We start from the raw sequence: 18,899 nt of genomic DNA, 5'->3' as shown, positions 1-18,899 counted from the left end.
ACACGTGAACGAAGAACCTCAAGTCCTCTACTGCGACGCCTGGCTCATGGCCATCGACAAGCCCGCCGGCATGATCGTCCACGGCGACGGCACCGGCGAGCGCACACTTACCGACTACGCCAGCGACCTGCTGCTGGCGATGGGCGACGGCTTTGCCGCGACCGACATGCAACCGCTTAACCGCCTGGACCGAAACACCACCGGCGTGGTGTTGTTCTCGCTCGACAAGCAGACGCAGCCCGCTTTTGACCAGATGGTCATCGACCACGCGTTCGAAAAGCACTATCTGGCGCTCGCCGAGGGCAAAATCGACTGGAACGAGAAGCTCATCGACAAGCCTATCGCTCGCGATCGCCACGATAGCCGCAAGATGCGTGTCGGCGCCAGCGGAAAGCCCTCTCAGACGCGCGTCAAGGTGCTCAAGCGCCTTAAGAGCCGCCGTGGCCTGCCCACGCGCTCGTATATTGATGTCGAGTTGCTCACCGGCCGCAAGCATCAGATTCGCGTGCACCTGGCGAGCGAGCGTCATCCCCTGGTTGGCGACGACCTGTACGGAACGCCGCGCCCCTGCGGCCTGATGCTCCACGCCCACAGCGTGTCCTTCACGCATCCCGTAACCGGCGAGCATATCTATATCGAAGCCCCCTGCCCCTGGGAGCCCTAAACCACCACAATGGGGACAGGCACCTTTGTGGTAGTTTTGCCGCAATGGCTCAGCCGCGGTCCCAAAACGTCTCGATCTGTAACAGTTAGAACCCATTTTCCGGTCTATTTGTTATAGATCGAGACATTCGAATCCCTCTCAAGAAAAAATCTCAATCTGTAACACCTAGCCCACTTTTAACGGTCCAGTTGTTACAGACTTAGACAGAACCGGTAGATAACGAAAGCGGCAACGCCCGTGATGGACGTTGCCGCTTTTCTATTGAGAAAACTACTCGGTTTCCGTTGCTAACCACCACAATGGGGACAGGCGCCTTCGCGGCGGTTTTGGCCTTAGCCCGTCCCCTGCTGTTAGACCGTGATGACGTTGTCCATTGCCCGGTACTTGGCAGGGACCTCGCCTGCGGTAATAATCGTTGCGTCGCGGAAGTCCGCGAACTTGATGGGCGCCACCATGCCAAATTTACTGGCGTCCGAGATTACGAAGCGCTTGGCCGTATGGCGCATCGAGATACGCTTTACTTGCGCCTCCTCGATATCTGGCGCCGTGAAGCCCTGCTCGGCGGCAATGCCGTTAGAGCCCCAAAAGCCACAGTTGAAGTTGTAGCGGTCTAAGGTTGCCAAGGCATCGGGGCCAACGAGCGCCTCGGTCTCGGGTTTGAGCTCGCCGCCCAGCACCACGGTACGCATGCCGCGCAAAGCAAGGCGCTGAGCATGGAGCACGGAATCGGTCACATAGGTGACATCTTCAAGGTGTGGAAGATGCTCGATGAGCCTGAGCGTCGTCGAGCCCGAGTCGATGTATACAAAGCTCTCAGGCTCCACAAGCGCCGCCGCACGGGCGCAGATACGCTCCTTGTCATCGTTATGGAGGTCGCTGCGCTCATTAAGTGTTAGGTCGCGCGTCACGTGCGCGCGCTCAAGACTCGTCGCCCCACCGTGGACCTTGGCAATGCGGTGCGCTCGGTCGAGCGTCTGCAAGTCGCGCCGAATGGTAGACGCCGTCACGCCCAGGGCCTCAGCAAGCTCCGGCACGGTAACCGAGCCGGCTCGCTGCACCATCGACACGATCGCGTTGAGCCTATCTTCCGCAAGCATCGCTTACTCCTCCTCGGGGTACACAACTCCCCAGTCGGCGCGGAGCTTGGTCATAAGCTCCATAACATCAGAAGCATAGCCCAGAAGCTCACGCTTCGAATCATCGCCGGCAACGGCCTTCTCCAGGTCGGCCATCTCGTAGCACAGAGCGTATGCCTCGGTGCCAGCGTGGACCTCCTCACGGTGACCGTCTGCAGTCCACACGATGGTCGCGTGATCGGCACGCGGATAATCGTTGACCTCGATATAGCACTTGTCGAAGCTAATGACCGAACGCTTGGGCTGCTTGGAGTGGAGCGTGAGGCTCACCACGCCCAGCTGCTGTTCGGCATTACGGCAGACGATGCCGCCCGCAACGTCGACACCGGTCTCACAGGTGTTGCCCAGCGAAACGACCTCAGCGGGCTGGCTTGCCATAAAGAGGCGCATGACGGACAGGGCGTAGACGCCAATGTCGAGCATAGCACCGCCAGCAAGGTTAAGATTGTAGAAGCGGTTGGTCAGGTCGCCGTACTCCTTGTAGCTGCCAAAGTTGAGCTGAGCGAGGTTCATGTGGCCAAACTCGCCGGCATCCATGCGGCGGCGCAGCTCTTGATACAAGGGCATGTGGAGCACCGTGGTGGCGTCCATAAGGACAACGTTGTGCTCGTTGGCAATGGCGCGGGCCTCGTCGAGCTCGGCAGAATTGAGGGTGATGGCCTTTTCACAGAGCACGTGCTTGCCAGCTGCCAGAGCGGCTCGCAGGTAGGTGATATGCGTGTTGTGCGGCGTGGTGATATAGATTGCGTCAATGTTCGGATCGGCGTAGAGACCCTCGACCGTGTCATAGACCTTCTCAACGCCATACTGCTCTGCAAAAGCCTGAGCCTTGGACAGCGTGCGGTTGGCAACGCCCGCGAGCTTACGGCCGGCAAGGGCGAGAGACTGAGCCATTTGGTTGGCGATAACGCCACACCCAATTACAGCCCAACGAAGCTCGGGAGCCGTAAAAATGTTGTCGGGGAACGGCTGATCCTGGACCGAGGCGAACGCCGCCTTAGCGGCTGCTTCGGCGTCGAGCGGAGCCTGTTTGGAATCTGCCATGATGTGCCTCCTAAGTCATCGGAAGTCCTTCATTTCTAACAACCCTATATTCGCACAATTGCGCGCGTATCTGCTCGTGTTTGCGTATTTATTTGCTTGTCGGTCTTATTTAGCCATAGTTGGCAGATGTTTGCGCAGTTATGCGCATTGTCGCGCAAAACTATGCGCATAAATGCGCATGCGACGATCCTTGTGAAGCATAAAGAGGCGGAACACCAAAGCCCTAAAGAACAGAGTGGGCCGTGATACTCCACCCCTCTGAGGGCATCAGACATCAAAGGACCGTCCCAAACTGCCGGCAAAAAGGGAACGTCCCTATGTGCCGGCACCTAGAGACAGTCCCTATGTGCCGCTTTCGTTGAAGCCTATCCCAGATGACCAGATAAACAAATCTAAAGACTGTCCCCATCAACTAGCCGTTTAAGAACGTCCCCAACGACTACTCATTTAAGTCTGTCCCCAATGAGTAGGGATAGAAAAAGGCCCGGGTGCCGTGGGGCATCCGGGCCTTTGCTAGCAACTTGAAGTTGCGGGCAGCTTAGAACTTGTGGCCGCACTTCTTGCAGACGCGCAGCTTGTTCTTGCCGTCCTTCTCGTGACCGACGCGGGTAACCTTACCGCACTCGGGGCAAACGAGATTGACGTTGGAGGCATCGATGGGAGCCTCCTGCGAAACGATGCCGCCCTGCTGGTTGGCAGCGTTGGGCTTGACGGCCTTCTTGACGACCGAAACGCCCTCGACAACGACCTTGTTCTCGGCGGGGAGAGCACGCAGGATAACGCCCTGCTTGCCGCGATCCTTACCAGAGAGAACCTGGACCTTATCGCCCTTCTTGATATACATATATCTCCCCTAACTACAGGGTCTCGGGAGCGAGCGAGACGATCTTCATGTACTTCTTGTCACGAAGCTCGCGAGCGACGGGCCCGAAGATACGGGTGCCGACGGGCGAACCATCGTTGTTGATGACAACGCAGGCGTTCTCATCAAAGCGAATGTAGGAGCCATCCTTGCGGCGGATCTCCTTAACGGTGCGAACGACGACGCAACGGACAACGTCCTTCTTCTTGACGTTGGCGCCAGGGGTAGCCTCCTGGACAGCACCGATGAACACATCGCCGATGCCTGCATAACGACGCTTGGAACCGCCAAGCACCTTGATGCAGCGAATCTTGCGAGCGCCGGAGTTGTCGGCGACGTTCAGCATGGTTTGCATCTGAATCATGGTAGATGTTCCTCCGAACTAAGAACCGAAGAGAGGTGCGCAGCCTTTATACGGCCCGTGGTATGCAAGCCAGGCATACGCACATCTTCGGAAACGTACAAGTCGTAAGAGCGACTGCTTATTTAGCGCGCTCGACGACCTCGATGAGGCGCCAACGCTTCATCTTGGACATAGGACGGGTCTCCATAACGCGGACGGTGTCGCCCACGCCAGCCGTGCACTCCTCGTCGTGAGCGTGCAGCTTCTTGGAGCTGGTCATCATCTTGCCGTACTTGGGGTGACGCTTGCGCTCGGTGATGGTGACAACAATGGTCTTGGCACCGGAGACGGAGGTAACGACACCCGTACGGACCTTACGCGAGTTACGCGAATCAGTCATGTTCTCTCCTTAGGTCCTACTCGGCGACAGCGGACTTCTCCGCTGCGATCTCGCGGGCGCGCTGCTCCGTGAGGACGCGAGCGATGTCCTTCTTCACGGTGTTGACGCGAGCGGTGTTGTCCAGCTGGCTGGTGGCCATCTGGAAACGAAGGTTAAAGAGCTCGGCGCGCATTTCCTTCAGCTTCTCAACGAGCTGAGCGTCCGAGAGCTCACGAATCTCTGCGGGCTTCATTAGTTCTCCTCCTTGGCGGCGGCGGCGTCCTCAGCAGCCCACTTGGCCTCGAGAGCGGCCTCCTCAGCCATCTCCTTCTCGATGCGCTGCTCAGCGTTCTTAGCAGCAACAATCTTGGTCTTGATGGGAAGCTTGTGCTGAGCAAGACGCAGGGCCTCGCGAGCGACCTCCTCGGGCACGCCCTTGACCTCGAACATGATGCGGCCGGGCTTGACGACGGCCACCCACTCCTCGGGGTTACCCTTACCAGAACCCATGCGAGTCTCGGCAGGCTTCTTGGTGATGGGCTTATCGGGGAAGATCGTGATGTAGACACGACCGCCACGCTTCATGTAGCGGGTCATGGCAATACGAGCGGCCTCGATCTGACGGTTGGTGATCCAATGGGCCTCGAGAGCCTGGATACCAAACTCGCCGAAATGCAGCTCGGTATTACCCTTGGCCTGGCCCTTCATGGAGCCACGCTGCACCTTGCGGTGAAGAATACGCTTAGGGGCAAGCACTACTGACCCCTCCTCTCGGAGTTACGACGACGAGGACGGGAAGAGCCCTCGAGTGCAGGGTTGGGAACAGGCTGGCCCGGGAGCTTCTCGCCCAGGTAGATCCAGACCTTCACGCCGCAAGCGCCCATGGTGGTGCTGGCGACAGCCGTGCCGTAGTCGATCTTGGCACGGAGGGTGTGCAGAGGCACGCGACCCTCGCGGTACCACTCACGACGGCCCATCTCGGCACCGCCGAGACGACCGGAGCACTGGATACGGATGCCCTTAGCGCCGGCCTTGCGGGCGGACTGGACAGCCTTGCGCATAGCGCGACGGAAGGCAACGCGGCCCTCGAGCTGCTCGGCGATAGACTGAGCAACGAGGTTGGCGTCGAGCTCGGGGCGCTTGATCTCGACAACGTCGACGGAGAGCTGGCCCTTGGAGACGCCAGCGACCTTCTCGAGCTCGGTGCGGAGGGTATCGATCTCGGCACCCTTCTTACCGATGACAACGCCGGGGCGAGCGGTGAGGATGATGACCTTCACCTTGTCGCCAGCGCGCTCGATCTCGACGCGGGAGACAGCTGCGCGGGAAAGACGCTTCTCGAGGTACTTGCGGATCTCGAGATCGTTACCGAGGGTCTTAGCGTAATCCTTCTCTGCGAACCAGCGGGAGCGCCAGTTCTCGGTGATGCCAAGACGGAAGCCGGTGGGGTAGACTTTCTGACCCATACAGCTTTACGCCTCCTTTCGAGGAGCAACGACGACGGTGATGTGGGAAGTACGCTTCAGAATGCGAGAAGCGGAACCCTTGGCGCGGGGACGGATGCGCTTAAGCGTCGGACCCTCGTCAACATAGGCAGCGGCGACAACCAGGTTGTCGGCACGCAGACCGTTGTTGTTCTCGGCGTTCGCAACGGCGGAACGGAGAACCTTCTCGACATCCACGGCGACGGCACGGTCGCAGAAGTGGAGGATGTCGAAGGCCTGAGCAACAGGCTTGCGGCGGATCAGATCGACCACCAGGCGGGCCTTGCTGGGGGAAACACGCACGTACTTAGCGACGGCGCGAACCTCGGTGGCCTCAGTTTCAATAGACTTAGTTGCCATTTACGGTTAACCCCCTATTTGGCCTTGTGGCCACGGAACGTACGAGTCGGCGCGAACTCGCCGAGCTTGTGACCAACCATGGACTCGGTAACATACACGGGCACATGCTTGCGGCCGTCGTGGACGGCGATGGTGTGACCAACCATCTCGGGGAAGATGGTGGACGCGCGGGACCAGGTCTTCACGACGTCCTTCTTGCCAGCCTCGTTCATCGCGGTGATACGCGAGAGAAGGCGAGTCTCCACGAACGGGCCCTTTTTGAGACTTCTGCTCATAAGTGCTTTCTCCTAAAACTCGGTATCCGAAATTACTTCTTACGGCGACGAATGATGTGCTGGTTCGAGACCTTCTTCTTCTTGCGCGTACGAAGGCCCTTCGTCGGCTTACCCCAGGGGGTAACAGAGGGACGACCAGAGGTGTGGTTCTTGCCCTCGCCACCGCCGTGCGGGTGGTCGACAGGGTTCATGACGGTACCGCGGACGGTCGGGCGCACGTTCATGTGACGCTTACGGCCGGCCTTGCCGATGACGATGTTGGAGTGATCGGCGTTGCCGACCTCACCGACGGTGGCGCGGCAGGTAACGAGGATGCGGCGCATCTCGGAGGAAGGCATACGGACGATAGCGTACTTGCCCTCCTTACCCATCAGCTGGCAGGAGTTACCGGCGGAACGGGCGATAGCAGCGCCCTTGCCCGGCTGGAACTCGACGGCGTGGATGAGCGTACCGACGGGGATGTCGGCGAGGGGCAGAGCGTTGCCCGGCTTGATGTCGGCGTCAGAACCGGACATGATGGTCTGACCGACCTCGAGGCCCTTGGGGGCCAGGATGTAGCGCTTCTCACCGTCAGCGTAGTGCAGCAGAGCGATGCGAGCGGAACGGTTCGGATCGTACTCGATCGTGGCAACCTTGGCGGGCACGCCGTCCTTGTTGCGCTTGAAGTCGATCACGCGGTAACGACGCTTCACGCCGCCGCCCTGGTGGCGGGTGGTGATGCGGCCGTTGTTGTTACGACCGGCCTTCTTAGGCAGGGGCTCGAGAAGAGACTTCTCGGGCTTGGTGCAGGTGATCTCGGAGAAGTCGGAGATCGTCTGCCAACGCCTACCAGCGGAGGTCGGCTTAAGGTGCTTTACAGCCATTACAATCCCTTTCAATAGGAATCCGTTAGCCATCGCAGACAGGGATTCGAGGTTCTGCCTCGGGTGCGATGACACCGGACGTATACACGGTTCCGGGCGTGTCCATTATATACGCCCAAAACCTTGAGCTCCCGCCTCCCCTATTTGGGAGGCATGAGCTCACTCAACAGCAGCGAGTCTTAGGCCTGGTTGCCAAAGACCTCGATGGTGTCGCCCTCGGCCAGCGTGACGATGGCCTTCTTCCAAGAACGGGTCTTGCCGGCGACATAGCGCACGCGCTTGGTCTTGGGCTTGACCGTCAGGGTGTTCACGCGAACGACCTTGACGCCGAAGATCTCCTCGACAGCGTCCTTGATCTGATACTTGTTAGCATCCTTGGCGACCTCGAACGTGTACTTGTTCAGCTCCATGCCGGAGAAGGAACGCTCGGACACGATCGGACGGATGATGATCTCGTGGGCGGTCATTTATGCAAGCACCTCCCCGAAGTGAGCGGCGATGTCGGCGGGCATCAGCACAGCGTTGTTGTTGACGAGATCGTAGGTGTTGGCCTCGTCAGCGGTGATGATGAACGTCTTGGGAATGTTGCGGAACGACAGGTAGGCGTTGACGTCCTCATCGCGAACGATGATGGTCAGACGCTTGCCCTCAAGGCCGAGAGCCTTGAGCATGGCGACAGCAGCCTTGGTGGAAGGCTTCTCGAAGCCGTAGTCGTCGACGAGCACGAGCTCGCCATCGGCCAGCTTGGCGGACAGCGCGGAGCGCATAGCCAGCTTGACCTCCTTGTTGTTCATACGCTTAGCGTAGGAACGGGGCTTGGGGGCGAAGACAACGCCACCGTGACGCCACTGGGCAGCACGGATGGAACCCTGGCGGGCACGGCCTTTGCCCTTCTGACGCCAAGGCTTCTTGCCGCCACCGGAAACCTCAGAGCGACCCTTAGCAGACTGGGTGCCCTGACGCCAAGAGGCCATCTGGCACTTGACGATGTGGTGCATAACGTGGATGTTCGGCTCGATGCCGTACACCTCAGCGGCGAGCTCGGCCTCGGCGACCTTCTTGCCCTCGCTGTTCTTTACTTCAAACTTTGCCATTTAAGTGTTCTCCTTGGTATGACGCTGGGCTAAATGGGCTGGGCCCTTAGGCCATACGGATGGCGACGAGACCATTCTTGGCACCCGGGACAGCGCCCTTGACCAAGATGAGGTTCTGCTCGGCATCGATGCGGACAACGGAAAGGTTCTTGACGGTAACGCGCTCGTTACCCATGTGACCGGCCATCTTGACGCCCTTGAGGACGCGCGCAGGATAGGCGCACTGACCGATAGAACCGGGGTGACGCTGGAAGTGAGAACCATGCGTCATAGGACCGCGGCGCTGACCCCAGCGCTTGATGCGACCCTGGAAGCCCTTACCCTTGGAGGTACCGATGACGTCGACCTTCTCGACATCAGCGAAATCAGCGACGGTGACGACCTCGCCGACCTTGTGCTCCTCGCCGTTCTCGACGCGGACCTCACGAAGGAAGCGGACAGGCTCGACGCCAGCCTTGGCGAAGTGACCAGCCATGGGCTTGTTCACGTTCTTGGCCTTGATGTCGCCGAAACCGATCTGGACGGCGTCATAGCCGTCGGTTGCCTGAGTTTTAACCTGCGAGACAGCGCAGGGGCCAGCCTGGATGACCGTGACGGGAACGACGTTGTCGTCCTCGTCCCAAACCTGGGTCATGCCAATCTTGCGGCCGAGAATCATGCTGATCAAGATATGATCCCAACTCTCGCGTGGTCTTGGGACAATGCGTACACCACCGAGCGTACGCCCCTAGAGGACCACTACTTACACGACGTGCTCCCCAGCCTTGTATTTCGCCCCGACTACCTGACAACCCTATTAAGCAGGCATTTTGTCCAGCCAGAATACTCCCCTGGTTACACACAGCTGATTAGTATACACGGCTGCGGGCGTATCCATCGAGATTCATATTTCACTCACATTGTTTACGCAGGTAAAGTGCGTGGCACGTTCCCAGTGTGCGGCGGAGGGGGCGGGCCTGAGACATATTAAGGTTGCTGCTCTACAGTCCTGCTCACGACGGAGAGCACATTAAGTGCTCTCCTGTTCGTGCGGAACTCGCGACAACCTTAATATGTCTCAGGCCCGCCCCCTCCGCCGCACACTGGGAACGCCACGTTGATGTCTGCTAAACCTTGCTCGCTCAGGCTAATGACTTTGTTGGGGGTCCACTATTTGCTGGAGGGTGAACTTACATTGATGAGGCTCGCCTTCTGCTTGTGGCTTTGCCTCGTCAAAATCGAAGATCATGATGGCGCAGTTGGGGAGTTTTGCTGGGAGCTCGAAGCCCTCTGGGGCTGCAGCCTTGATGAATTGGCGGCTGGCGCTGCCGTGGCTTACTGCTAGAAGGGTTTCGATACCCTCGGAGCCCATGATATTGGTGAGGGTGTCTACCATGCGCTCTTGCAGTGCCTGGCTTCCTTCTCCTCCGAATGGAATTAAGTCCTCGCCCGGATCCCAGACGTCGGTGGGTAGCGCGTCGTGCGGACCTTCTTCGAAGGTGCCGTAGCAGCGCTCGATGATGCCTTCGCAGGACTCGACTACTGCGTCCGGGCCAAGGAGTTCGGTTGCGACGAGCTGAGCTGTGTCCATGGCTCGGCCTAAGGGCGAAGAGACCACTTTGTCGGGAACGACGTTGTGGGCTTTGAGCCACGCGGCTGCCATCCCGGCTTGCTGACGGCCCAGGTCGGTGAGCGGTGAATCGCAGCGGCCCTGGACCAGCTTTTTGACGTTGAACTCCGTCTGCCCGTGGCGGAGTAGATACAGTTTCTTCATGCTCTCCCCTTCTGCATAACCTGCTTTGCCGGCACAGCCTTACTCGTGGGTATGTCCTACGTAGTCTTCGTCGATCGTAATCTTGGCAATCGACCTGGGGTATTCCGATTCGACCCGTTGTGCCAGCGCGTGCTTTAAGTCTTCGGCACTCATTTGCAGATCCGAGGGACGCACGCAGTCAAAAATCACGTTGGTGTGCGTGGGGCCCGGCACGCAGCGCAAATCATGAATCGAAAGGCGGCTATCGATCTCTTGAGCCATAGCGTTGATGCGCAAGCGCATGCTCGCCACCTTTGGATCGTCGGTCACGATGGGGTCGTAGTGAAGTGTGACAATCATGCCGTCTTCGTTCCTAAACGACTGCTCGATGTTATCGAGCGTGTCGTGACTTTCCAGCGGGCTGGCTTCGGCCGCCATCTCGGCGTGAGCGCTTGCGAACTTCCTGCCCGGGCCGTAGTCGTGAACCATCAGATCGTGAACGCCCAAAACGCCGGGATAGCTCATGATCTTGTCTCGAATGTGCTTGACCAGCTTAGGATCGGGCGACTGGCCCAAAAGCGGGCTCACCGTATCCTGGATGAGTTCAAAACCGCTCCAGCCAATATAGGCGCCAACGGCAAGGCCGACCCATGCGTCAAGATTGATGTGCGTCACCTGCGAAACAATTGCGCACGCTAACACGGCGCCCGTAGCAAGAACATCGTTCTTGGAATCCTGCGCGGTCGCATGCAGCGTCTCGGACTCAATGCGATCGCCGAGCTTTTGGTTGAGAGCCGCCATCCAGAGCTTTACGACCATCGAAAGCACTAGAACTGCCACCAGGGCAAGCGAGAACTCGACAGGTTCGGGGTGGATGACGCGCTCGACCGAGGACTTCACCAGCTCAAGGCCGATCAGCAGCACGAGTGCAGCCACGACCAGACCCGAGAGATACTCGTAGCGACCGTGGCCGTAAGGATGCTCGGGGTCGGCCGGCTTGCTCGCCAGCTTAAAGCCCAGCACGCTCACGATATTCGAGCTGGCATCGGACAGGTTGTTCATGGCATCCGCCACAATCGAAACCGATCCCGACAGCACGCCAATTACGCCCTTCGCAGCGCATAGTGCCACATTGGCGAGAATACACACCACGCCCGTCAACGTGCCCACGCGCGCACGGTCGCCCTGCGCACGCTTAACAATCCACTCGACCATCTACATCTGCCCCCACGGTACTACCTATATATCTATTGCTCAAACGGATTGTAGTGTAGCCACTTTATCCCCCAGATACAAAAAAGGCCGCAACCCACACGGGCCACGGCCTTGGAATGTGGCAAAGGAATCGTCCTTGTGTCGCACAGGTTTACGCGCTTACTTCGGCCACGCTCTTCGAGGTTTCGGGTGAATCGGCTCCGTCCCCCATCGTCTGTCCCTTCGCCGGCACCACGCCAAAGCAGTAGCTCAGCGCCGCAGACACCGCAAATGCCACACCGCCGGCAGCACAGCACCATAGCAGGTTCGAGATGCCGCCCGTGGCAAAGCCAATGACCATGAGGACATTCGTCATGCCGATGGTATAGGCCGTAACGTGGCCCGCGGCTGCAACAAGGCCTCCGACGGCACCGCCAATGGCCATGCACGTCAGGCACCTGCCATATTTAAAGCCGCAACCGTACAGCGCCGGCTCGCTTACGCCGCCAAGCACGCCCGAGATTGAATAGCCCAGCATGAGGGCCTTCTCGTCCTTATCCGCAACGCGAAGCGACGCACCAAAGGGCATGCCCCAAACGGCAAACGTTGCCATCGTCGCGGCGATCAGAATGCACGAATCCGTTCCCACACTCATAAACTGCGCATAGGCGAGCGATAGGACAACGTTGCTGATGCCCGCAATCTTAAGGAACTCCCAACCCGCGGCAAGCCCCATGAGCGTGAGCAGCGACACGATGCCACCGGAATTGCCAAGCATAAACATAAGCTGGCCCAACAGCATGCCCAGATAGCTGCCCGCCGGCGCCGTAATACACAGCGAAACCGGAACCATGACAAGCATGGTCGCAAACGGAACGAACGAAAACGCCACGGCCTTAGGGATAACGCGCTGAAAGAAACACTCCACTCGCCATAGCACGGGCACCGAGATGAGAACCGGAATAACAGTCGTCGTGTAATCGTTGACCGGCGCGGGAAGCAGACCATACACGGAAGTCATCGATGCCCCCGTCGTCGATGCGGCATCGACGAGCTTAAGCAGATCGGGCGCAATCAATACGCCGCCCAGCATCATGCCTAGCTGCTCCGAGCAACCGAGCTGGCGGGCGGCCGCCCAACCAAGATAAATGGGCAAAAAGTAGTAGCCGGCGTTATAGAGCCAACTGTAGAACAGGCGATAGATTTCGGAATCGGCAGACCACAGGCCCAGCATACCTTCGCCCATAATGACGGCGACGGTGCGGAACAACGCCGCGCAGACAATAAACGGCAGCGCCGACATCATGCTTTTGGACAGATAGTCCACCACGGCCATGGCGTTTGATGAAACCGTCGTTGTAAACGAGGTGTTAGAAACTTGTGACATGGAACGCCTTTCCCAATGTGACATGCGAGCTTTCCCTTTGTCACATCGTGCGGTACTGACCGATTGCGCGGTACTTTTCGTAGCGGAGGTTTGTGAGGGTCGCGTCGTCGAGCTGCCCAAGCGTATCGAAGGCATCAAATGCCGAGGACATGACGGCACCGGCGATCTCCTCATGCGACAGGCCCCTATCGTCAACAATGCCGTCGATGATGCCGAGCGCCAACAGATCGGGGGCCGTGAGCTTAAGCGCCTCGGCGGCCTCATTCGCGCGCTCGGTATCCTTCCACAGGATCGACGCACAGGCCTCGGGGCTCACGACCGAATAGGCCGAGCTCGAGAGCATCAGGATGCGGTCGGCCACGGACAGCGCCAGCGCGCCACCAGAGCCGCCCTCGCCTGTCACCACCGAGACAATCGGCGTCTTAAGGCCGCTCATCTCCATGAGGTTCTGGGCAATCGCCTCGCCCTGACCGCGTTCCTCGGCACCGATGCCGCAAAACGCGCCCGAAGTATTGACCAGGCACAGAACCGGTCGACCAAACTTTTCGGCCTGGCGCATCAGGCGACGCGCTTTGCGGTAGCCCTCGGGATGTGCCATACCAAAGTTGCGACGCATACGCTCTTTAGTCGTGGTGCCGCGCTCGACGGCGATGACCGTTACGGGGCGTCCGTCTTTCCAGCCAATGCCAGCCACCACAGCAGCGTCGTCGCCAAAGTAGCGGTCGCCGTGCAGCTCCACAAATCCATCCAGGCCCAGCGAGATCATCTCGCCTGCCGTGGCGCGATCTGCCGAGCGGGTCTGCTTGACAATCTCGAGCGCGGTTTTTGGTGCGGCCGAGCGCTTGAACAAGTGTCCCAGCTTTTTGCCGCGGCGACCCGTATGCACGATCTCATGCGGTGCCCCCAGGCCGGGCGCGTGCCCTTCGTGCAGCGCCAGCAGCTCGCCTACCGTGAGCGCAATCTCGCCACGCGGAACAACGGCATCGCAAAAGCCGTGCTCCAGCAAAAACTCGGAGCGCTGGAATCCCTTGGGCAGGCGCTTGTGCATGTTCTGCTCGATCACGCGCGGGCCGGCAAATGCCGTCAGGGCATCGGGCTCGGCCAGGATAATGTCGCCCTCCATGGCAAAACTCGCGGTTACGCCTCCGGTCGTGGGGTCGGTGAGCACCGTGATATACAGGCCGCCCGCCTCGCTGTGGCGCCTAACCGCCGCAGAAATCTTGGCCATCTGCATAAGCGATGTCACGCCCTCTTGCATGCGCGCACCGCCCGAAACGGTAAAGCCGACAACTGGCAATCCCAGCTCGGTCGCTCGCTCAAATGTGCGACAGATCTTCTCGCCCACCACGGAACCCATCGAGCCCATCATAAAGTTGGCGTCCATAAAGAAGAGCGCCGTATCGCAACCGCAGATTTTGCCCTTGCCGCACACAACGGCATCGCGCTCGCCCGAACGCTCGCTCACGCTCTTGAGCTTGTCGGCATAGCCGGGAAACGAGAGGAAGTCCTCCGGCGCCAGATTGGCATCCCATTCCTCAAACGTGCCCTCGTCAACCGTCATGCGCATGCGGTCGCGCCCGCTCACGCGAAAGTGTTTGCCGCAACGAGGGCAGACCTCAAGGTTGTCGTGCAGGCGCGCCTCATCGATCACACGGCGGCACTCCGGGCACTTGATAAACACGTGACGCGCGGGAAACTCGGCGCACGACTCGGTCATTGGCCCCTCGAGGACGTTGACCGTCTTCGCTTTTCTATTCATCAGCATAGAGATGCCCCATCAGATCGGTGTGATACATGCCTGACAAGAACTCGTCGTTTGCCAGCACGTCGAGCTGAAGCTCGCTGTTTTCGCTCACGCCCTCAATCACGAGCTCGCCCAGGGCCGAGCGCATCTTACGAATAGCGCCGTCACGCGTGGGCGCACACACGATGAGCTTGCCGAGCATAGAGTCGTAGTACGGCGGAACGTTCGCACCGGTAAACATGGCGGAATCCCAGCGTACGCGCGGACCACCCGGCACACGCAACGCGGTGACCGTTCCACATGACGGCAGAAAGTCCGGCGTTTCGGCATTGATGCGGCACTCCATGGCGTGGTTGCGGACCGGCATGTCCTCCCGCTCAAAGGGCAGAGGCTGGCCGGCTGCCACGCGCAGCTGCCACTTGACCAAGTCGGTATCGGTCACAAACTCCGTAACCGGATGCTCCACCTGCAAGCGCGTGTTCATTTCCATAAAGTAGAAATTGCCGTCGTCCGAATACAAGAACTCGATGGTACCGGCCCCTTCGTAGCCGACGGCACGAGCCAAGTCACGCGCTGCCTTGTGCATGCGAGCACGAGTGTCGTCGTGTCCGTCGAGGCACGGCGCGGGGCTCTCCTCGATCAGCTTTTGATTGCGACGCTGAACCGAGCACTCGCGCTCGCCGAGCGAAAACACATGGCCCTGCTTATCGGCCATAATCTGCACCTCAACGTGGTGCGCCGGCGCGACGAACTTCTCCATGTAGCACTCGCCGTCGCCAAAGACGGCCTCGCCCTCGGCACGCGCCTCGATGAACGCCTTTGCCGCATCTTCCACGCGCTCGACCTTACGAATACCGCGACCGCCGCCGCCCGCACGCGCCTTAATAAGCACGGGGCAGCCAATGCGCTCAGCCTCGGCCGTTGCCTCCTCGGGACTTTTGAGCAAATCGCAGCCCGGTACGATGGGCACGCCCGCCGCGGCAGCCGTTCGACGTGCGGCGTCCTTGTCGCCCATGCTGTCGATGACCTCGGCCGAGGGGCCGACAAACGCCAGGCCATACTTGTCGCAGTCGCGCACGAAGCTCGCCTTCTCGGAAAAGAAGCCATAGCCGGGATGAATTGCCTTAGCTCCCGACTTCACGGCACAGGTGAGCACAGCATCGTCGTTGAGGTAGCTCTCGGCAAGACGCGGGCCGCCAATGCAATACGCCTCGTCGGCAAGCTGCACGTGCAGCGCGTCCGCATCGGCCGTGGAATAAACGGCGACGGTTTTGATGCCCATATCGCGGCACGCGCGAATAACACGGACCGCGACTTCGCCGCGGTTGGCGATGAGCACTTTGTCGAACATGAAGCCTTCCTTAACTTTCGTGCATGAGTGCAAAAGACATATCGGCGCGGCAGCAAACCTCACCGTTGACGCTCGCAGTACCCGTCGCAAAGCGGAACGGCCCGCGCGCACGCGTGATGGTGCACACCAGATCCACCGTGTCGCCCGGGCGCACCGGACGCTTAAAGCGCACCTTGTCCAGGCTCGTGTAGAACGGCGTCGCGCCGCGCGCCTCCTCATCGCCCATCAGCAGCACGCAACAGTTTTGGGCGAGCATCTCGCACTGAATCACGCCGGGGACCACCGGGTTTCCCGGAAAATGCCCCTGCAAAAAGTACTCGTCGCCCGTGATCGTGATCTTGCCGTGGGCCTCGTCGCCCACCAGCTCGGCCTCGTCGAGCAAAAGCATCGGCTCGCGATGCGGCAACAGCTTCTTGAGCTCTTCTTTGTTCATGGACATCACCTATCCGATCCTCATGAGGCAGCTGCCAAACTCCACGAGGTCGCCGTCGGCCACGCAGATCTCGAGCACCTCGCCGTCTGCCTCTGCCGTCACCTCGTTGAGAACCTTCATGGCCTCGATGATGCAGAGGGTCTCGCCGGCCTTGACCTTGGAACCCACGTGCACAAACGGCTCGTCGCCCGGCGCTGGGGCGGCATAGAAAACGCCGACCATGGGAGCGGTCACCTCGGTGCCCTTAAGCTCCGGCGCGGCCGCAGGTGTCTGCGCGGCAGGTTCCGGTGCGGCAGGCGCGACTGCGGGAGCTGCAACTGGAGCGGCCATGGCGCTCGGCATAGGCATGGGCACGGCAACCGGCTGCGCGGCGCTCGCGCGCTCGAGCTCGACCGCGGTGCCATCGGGCTCCTCAACGCGCACGCGCGTGAGGCCGCGGTCCTCCATAACATCGGCTATCTCGGCAAGTCTTTTGGAATCCATGCTCTAGCTCCTCGTATATCTACGCAGCGCGATGGCGGCGTTGTGTCCGCCAAAGCCCAGGTTGGTCGAAAGCGCCCAGGTAAGGTCGGCGCGAACCGCGCGATTGGGCGTGTAGTCAAGATCGCAGGCGGGATCGGGCGTGTGGTAGTTAATGGTCGGCGGCACCACGCCCTGCTCGAGCGCCATGGCGCAGGCCATGACCTCGATGGCGCCCGTGGCACCGATCATGTGGCCGGTCATCGACTTAGTCGACGAGACGTGCGCGGCGCGCGCCGCGTCCTCGCCGAGCGCGCGCTTAATGCCCGCCGTCTCGGACGAATCGTTGAGCTTGGTAGATGTGCCGTGGGCATTGATGTAGAGACCCTCGGAAGGCTTGACGTCGCCCTCGGTCACCGCCAGCGATATCGCGCGGGCAATGCCGGCAGCCTCGGGATCAGGGCTCGTGATGTGATAGGCATCATCGGTGTTGCCGTAGCCCACGACCTCGGCATAAATGTGCGCACCGCGCGCCTGCGCATGTTCCATGCTCTCGAGCACGAGCACGCAGGCGCCCTCGCCCATCACAAAGCCGTCGCGGTCTGCATCGAACGGACGGCAGGCCGTCGCGGGATCGGGGTTGGTGGTCAATGCGCGGCAGGACGTAAAGCCCGCAACGGCATCGGGGATAATTGCGGCCTCGGCGCCGCCCGCGAGGATCGCGTCGGCATAGCCGTGCTTGATGGCGCGGAACGCCTCGCCCACCGCATGGGCCGAGGTTGCGCACGCGGTCACCACGGGCAGGGTCGGGCCCTTTGCCTTGTGGCGGATTGCGATATTGCCCGATGCCATGTTGGGGATCATCATCGCGATCATATAGGGCGATGCGCGACGAGGCCCGCGATCGGCGATCGTGTGAACGTTGTCGACAAGCGTCTGCATGCCACCCACGCCTGAACCCACGTAGACGCCCAGGCGCTCGCGATCGATGGCGCCCTCGACATCAAAGCCCGCATCGTGCATGGCTTCGTCCGAAGCCGCCATCGCAAACTGAACGCAGGGGTCGAGATGCTTGGCGTCACGCTTGCCAAAGTACTCGTTGCCGTCAAAGCCCTTGACCTCGGCTGCCACCTTGACGGCAAACGCATCGGTATCGAAGTGCGTGATCGGGCCGATGCCGCACGCGCCAGCGCACATGGCCGCCCAGGTGGCAAGCGCGGTGTTGCCGAGCGGCGACACGGCACCGATACCGGTGATTGCAACTCTCTGTTCCATCATGGTCTCCTCATCCAAGCCGTTCTTCGGCCCTGGTTTCTACATCGCCATTCCGCCGTCGACGCGTACGACTTCGCCCGTAATGTAGGCAGCCGCGTCGCTCGCCAAAAAACGCACCACGCCGGCCACTTCCTCGGGACGCGCCATGCGCCTCAGGGGAATCTGCTCCTCGCACGCCGCACGCACCTTATCCGATAGCTTTGCCGTCATATCGGTCTCGACAAACCCGGGTGCGACCGCGTTCACTCGTACGCCGCGGGGCGCAAGCTCGCGCGCCACCGCCTTGGTCAGGCCGATCACGCCCGCCTTGGAGGCAGCGTAGTTGGCCTGCCCGGCATTGCCCATCAGGCCCACGACCGAGCTCATGTTGACGACGCAGCCGCCGCGCTGACGCATAAAGGTCTTGGTGAGTGCGCGCGTCGTGTTAAACGTTCCTTTAAGATTGACATCGAGCACGCGATCGAAGGCGTCATCGCCCATGCGCATGAGCAGGCTATCGCGGGTGATGCCAGCGTTGTTGACGAGCGCCCAAATGGAGCCAAAGTCGTTGAGGACCGCTTCCACGCACGCGATGACGGCAGCGGGGTCGGCCACGTCGCATTGATATGCGCGTGCCGCGGCGCCAGCCGCCTCGCAGGCTTCGCACGTCTCGCGCGCCGCATCGACGCTTCCGGCATAGACGACGGCGATATCAAAGCCGTCCTCCGCCAGACCGACAGCGCAGGCGCGGCCGATACCCCGCGAGCCGCCCGTGACCAGTGCCACGCGACGTGAGTCGTTGCGCTCGAGCGTGCCGTTGTTCAAGTTGCCCATGTCATTC

At 60.4% G+C, this 18,899-nt stretch carries 23 protein-coding genes and 1 pseudogene; 1 reads left to right on the top strand and 23 read right to left on the bottom strand.

All coding sequences use genetic code 11. The annotated features are described in order from the left end of the window. Positions 1-4: 4 nt before the first annotated feature. Positions 5-664, top strand: a complete 660-nt coding sequence (locus tag ABG996_RS07985) for an RluA family pseudouridine synthase (RefSeq protein ID WP_271758624.1) — start codon at positions 5-7, stop codon at positions 662-664. A gap of 350 nt (positions 665-1,014) precedes the next feature. Here ABG996_RS07985 and ABG996_RS07980 read toward each other — a convergent pair whose 3' ends face one another. The 23 genes and pseudogenes from ABG996_RS07980 to fabG all read right to left on the bottom strand — a co-directional run bounded on the left by ABG996_RS07980 (position 1,015) and on the right by fabG (position 18,892). Beyond that, on the bottom strand, positions 1,015-1,761 hold the full coding sequence (locus ABG996_RS07980; RefSeq protein WP_347479779.1) for a DeoR/GlpR family DNA-binding transcription regulator: 747 nt from the start codon (positions 1,759-1,761) through the stop codon (positions 1,015-1,017). 3 nt (positions 1,762-1,764) lie between these two features. Continuing rightward, positions 1,765-2,844, bottom strand: a complete 1,080-nt coding sequence (locus tag ABG996_RS07975; protein ID WP_347479780.1) for a Gfo/Idh/MocA family protein — start codon at positions 2,842-2,844, stop codon at positions 1,765-1,767. Positions 2,845-3,382: 538 nt separating this feature from the next. Continuing rightward, positions 3,383-3,688 (bottom strand): 50S ribosomal protein L24, encoded by a 306-nt coding sequence (rplX, locus tag ABG996_RS07970; RefSeq protein WP_099432059.1) that lies wholly within the window; start codon positions 3,686-3,688, stop codon positions 3,383-3,385. Positions 3,689-3,701: 13 nt separating this feature from the next. After that, entirely contained in the window at positions 3,702-4,070 is a 369-nt protein-coding gene (rplN, locus tag ABG996_RS07965) for a 50S ribosomal protein L14 (RefSeq protein ID WP_006235041.1), read from the bottom strand. A gap of 118 nt (positions 4,071-4,188) precedes the next feature. Next, complete coding sequence (gene rpsQ / locus ABG996_RS07960; RefSeq protein ID WP_006235040.1) at positions 4,189-4,449, bottom strand: 30S ribosomal protein S17; 261 nt, start codon at positions 4,447-4,449, stop codon at positions 4,189-4,191. A gap of 16 nt (positions 4,450-4,465) precedes the next feature. Beyond that, positions 4,466-4,681 (bottom strand): 50S ribosomal protein L29, encoded by a 216-nt coding sequence (gene rpmC, locus ABG996_RS07955; protein ID WP_006235039.1) that lies wholly within the window; start codon positions 4,679-4,681, stop codon positions 4,466-4,468. An 86-nt stretch (positions 4,682-4,767) separates the two neighbouring features. Further along, a pseudogene (gene rplP / locus ABG996_RS07950) lies at positions 4,768-5,184 on the bottom strand (50S ribosomal protein L16); the annotation flags it as partial. Continuing rightward, positions 5,184-5,894: a 30S ribosomal protein S3 gene (rpsC, locus tag ABG996_RS07945; protein WP_006235037.1), complete on the bottom strand. Its 711-nt coding sequence runs from the start codon at positions 5,892-5,894 to the stop codon at positions 5,184-5,186. The gene rpsC and the pseudogene rplP, both read right to left, overlap by 1 nt. A gap of 6 nt (positions 5,895-5,900) precedes the next feature. Continuing rightward, complete coding sequence (gene rplV / locus ABG996_RS07940; RefSeq protein ID WP_006235036.1) at positions 5,901-6,272, bottom strand: 50S ribosomal protein L22; 372 nt, start codon at positions 6,270-6,272, stop codon at positions 5,901-5,903. 14 nt (positions 6,273-6,286) lie between these two features. Continuing rightward, the gene (gene rpsS / locus ABG996_RS07935) at positions 6,287-6,547 is read right to left on the bottom strand and encodes a 30S ribosomal protein S19 (protein ID WP_006235035.1); all 261 of its coding nucleotides are present in this window, start codon (positions 6,545-6,547) and stop codon (positions 6,287-6,289) included. 32 nt (positions 6,548-6,579) lie between these two features. After that, positions 6,580-7,410, bottom strand: a complete 831-nt coding sequence (gene rplB / locus ABG996_RS07930) for a 50S ribosomal protein L2 (protein ID WP_022094198.1) — start codon at positions 7,408-7,410, stop codon at positions 6,580-6,582. 179 nt (positions 7,411-7,589) lie between these two features. Beyond that, positions 7,590-7,877, bottom strand: a complete 288-nt coding sequence (gene rplW / locus ABG996_RS07925; RefSeq protein WP_022094197.1) for a 50S ribosomal protein L23 — start codon at positions 7,875-7,877, stop codon at positions 7,590-7,592. Continuing rightward, a complete protein-coding gene (rplD, locus tag ABG996_RS07920) occupies positions 7,878-8,504 on the bottom strand; it encodes a 50S ribosomal protein L4 (protein WP_347479627.1) in 627 nt (208 codons plus the stop codon). Positions 8,505-8,550: 46 nt separating this feature from the next. Further along, complete coding sequence (gene rplC / locus ABG996_RS07915; protein WP_035137484.1) at positions 8,551-9,171, bottom strand: 50S ribosomal protein L3; 621 nt, start codon at positions 9,169-9,171, stop codon at positions 8,551-8,553. Positions 9,172-9,630: 459 nt separating this feature from the next. Continuing rightward, positions 9,631-10,257, bottom strand: a complete 627-nt coding sequence (locus ABG996_RS07910; protein WP_347479625.1) for a histidine phosphatase family protein — start codon at positions 10,255-10,257, stop codon at positions 9,631-9,633. Positions 10,258-10,296: 39 nt separating this feature from the next. Next, positions 10,297-11,451, bottom strand: a complete 1,155-nt coding sequence (locus tag ABG996_RS07905) for a cation diffusion facilitator family transporter (RefSeq protein ID WP_347479623.1) — start codon at positions 11,449-11,451, stop codon at positions 10,297-10,299. A 151-nt stretch (positions 11,452-11,602) separates the two neighbouring features. Beyond that, on the bottom strand, positions 11,603-12,817 hold the full coding sequence (locus tag ABG996_RS07900) for a PTS sugar transporter subunit IIC (protein WP_347479621.1): 1,215 nt from the start codon (positions 12,815-12,817) through the stop codon (positions 11,603-11,605). Between the two features lie 40 nt (positions 12,818-12,857). Then, positions 12,858-14,582 (bottom strand): acetyl-CoA carboxylase, carboxyltransferase subunit beta, encoded by a 1,725-nt coding sequence (accD, locus tag ABG996_RS07895; protein ID WP_347479619.1) that lies wholly within the window; start codon positions 14,580-14,582, stop codon positions 12,858-12,860. Continuing rightward, on the bottom strand, positions 14,569-15,912 hold the full coding sequence (locus tag ABG996_RS07890) for an acetyl-CoA carboxylase biotin carboxylase subunit (protein ID WP_347479617.1): 1,344 nt from the start codon (positions 15,910-15,912) through the stop codon (positions 14,569-14,571). The genes accD and ABG996_RS07890 overlap by 14 nt, the downstream gene beginning before the upstream one ends. 10 nt (positions 15,913-15,922) lie before the next feature. Beyond that, positions 15,923-16,345, bottom strand: a complete 423-nt coding sequence (gene fabZ, locus ABG996_RS07885; RefSeq protein WP_022094192.1) for a 3-hydroxyacyl-ACP dehydratase FabZ — start codon at positions 16,343-16,345, stop codon at positions 15,923-15,925. Between the two features lie 9 nt (positions 16,346-16,354). Then, positions 16,355-16,828, bottom strand: a complete 474-nt coding sequence (accB, locus tag ABG996_RS07880; RefSeq protein ID WP_347479614.1) for an acetyl-CoA carboxylase biotin carboxyl carrier protein — start codon at positions 16,826-16,828, stop codon at positions 16,355-16,357. 3 nt (positions 16,829-16,831) lie between these two features. After that, a complete protein-coding gene (gene fabF, locus ABG996_RS07875) occupies positions 16,832-18,079 on the bottom strand; it encodes a beta-ketoacyl-ACP synthase II (protein ID WP_347479612.1) in 1,248 nt (415 codons plus the stop codon). A gap of 39 nt (positions 18,080-18,118) precedes the next feature. Continuing rightward, on the bottom strand, positions 18,119-18,892 hold the full coding sequence (fabG, locus tag ABG996_RS07870; RefSeq protein WP_022094189.1) for a 3-oxoacyl-[acyl-carrier-protein] reductase: 774 nt from the start codon (positions 18,890-18,892) through the stop codon (positions 18,119-18,121). Positions 18,893-18,899: the final 7 nt, after the last annotated feature.

Origin of the sequence: Collinsella aerofaciens (genome assembly GCF_039836695.1) — a bacterium.
Classification (GTDB): domain Bacteria; phylum Actinomycetota; class Coriobacteriia; order Coriobacteriales; family Coriobacteriaceae; genus Collinsella; species Collinsella aerofaciens_BD.
This window is presented reverse-complemented; position numbering and strand designations above follow the sequence as displayed.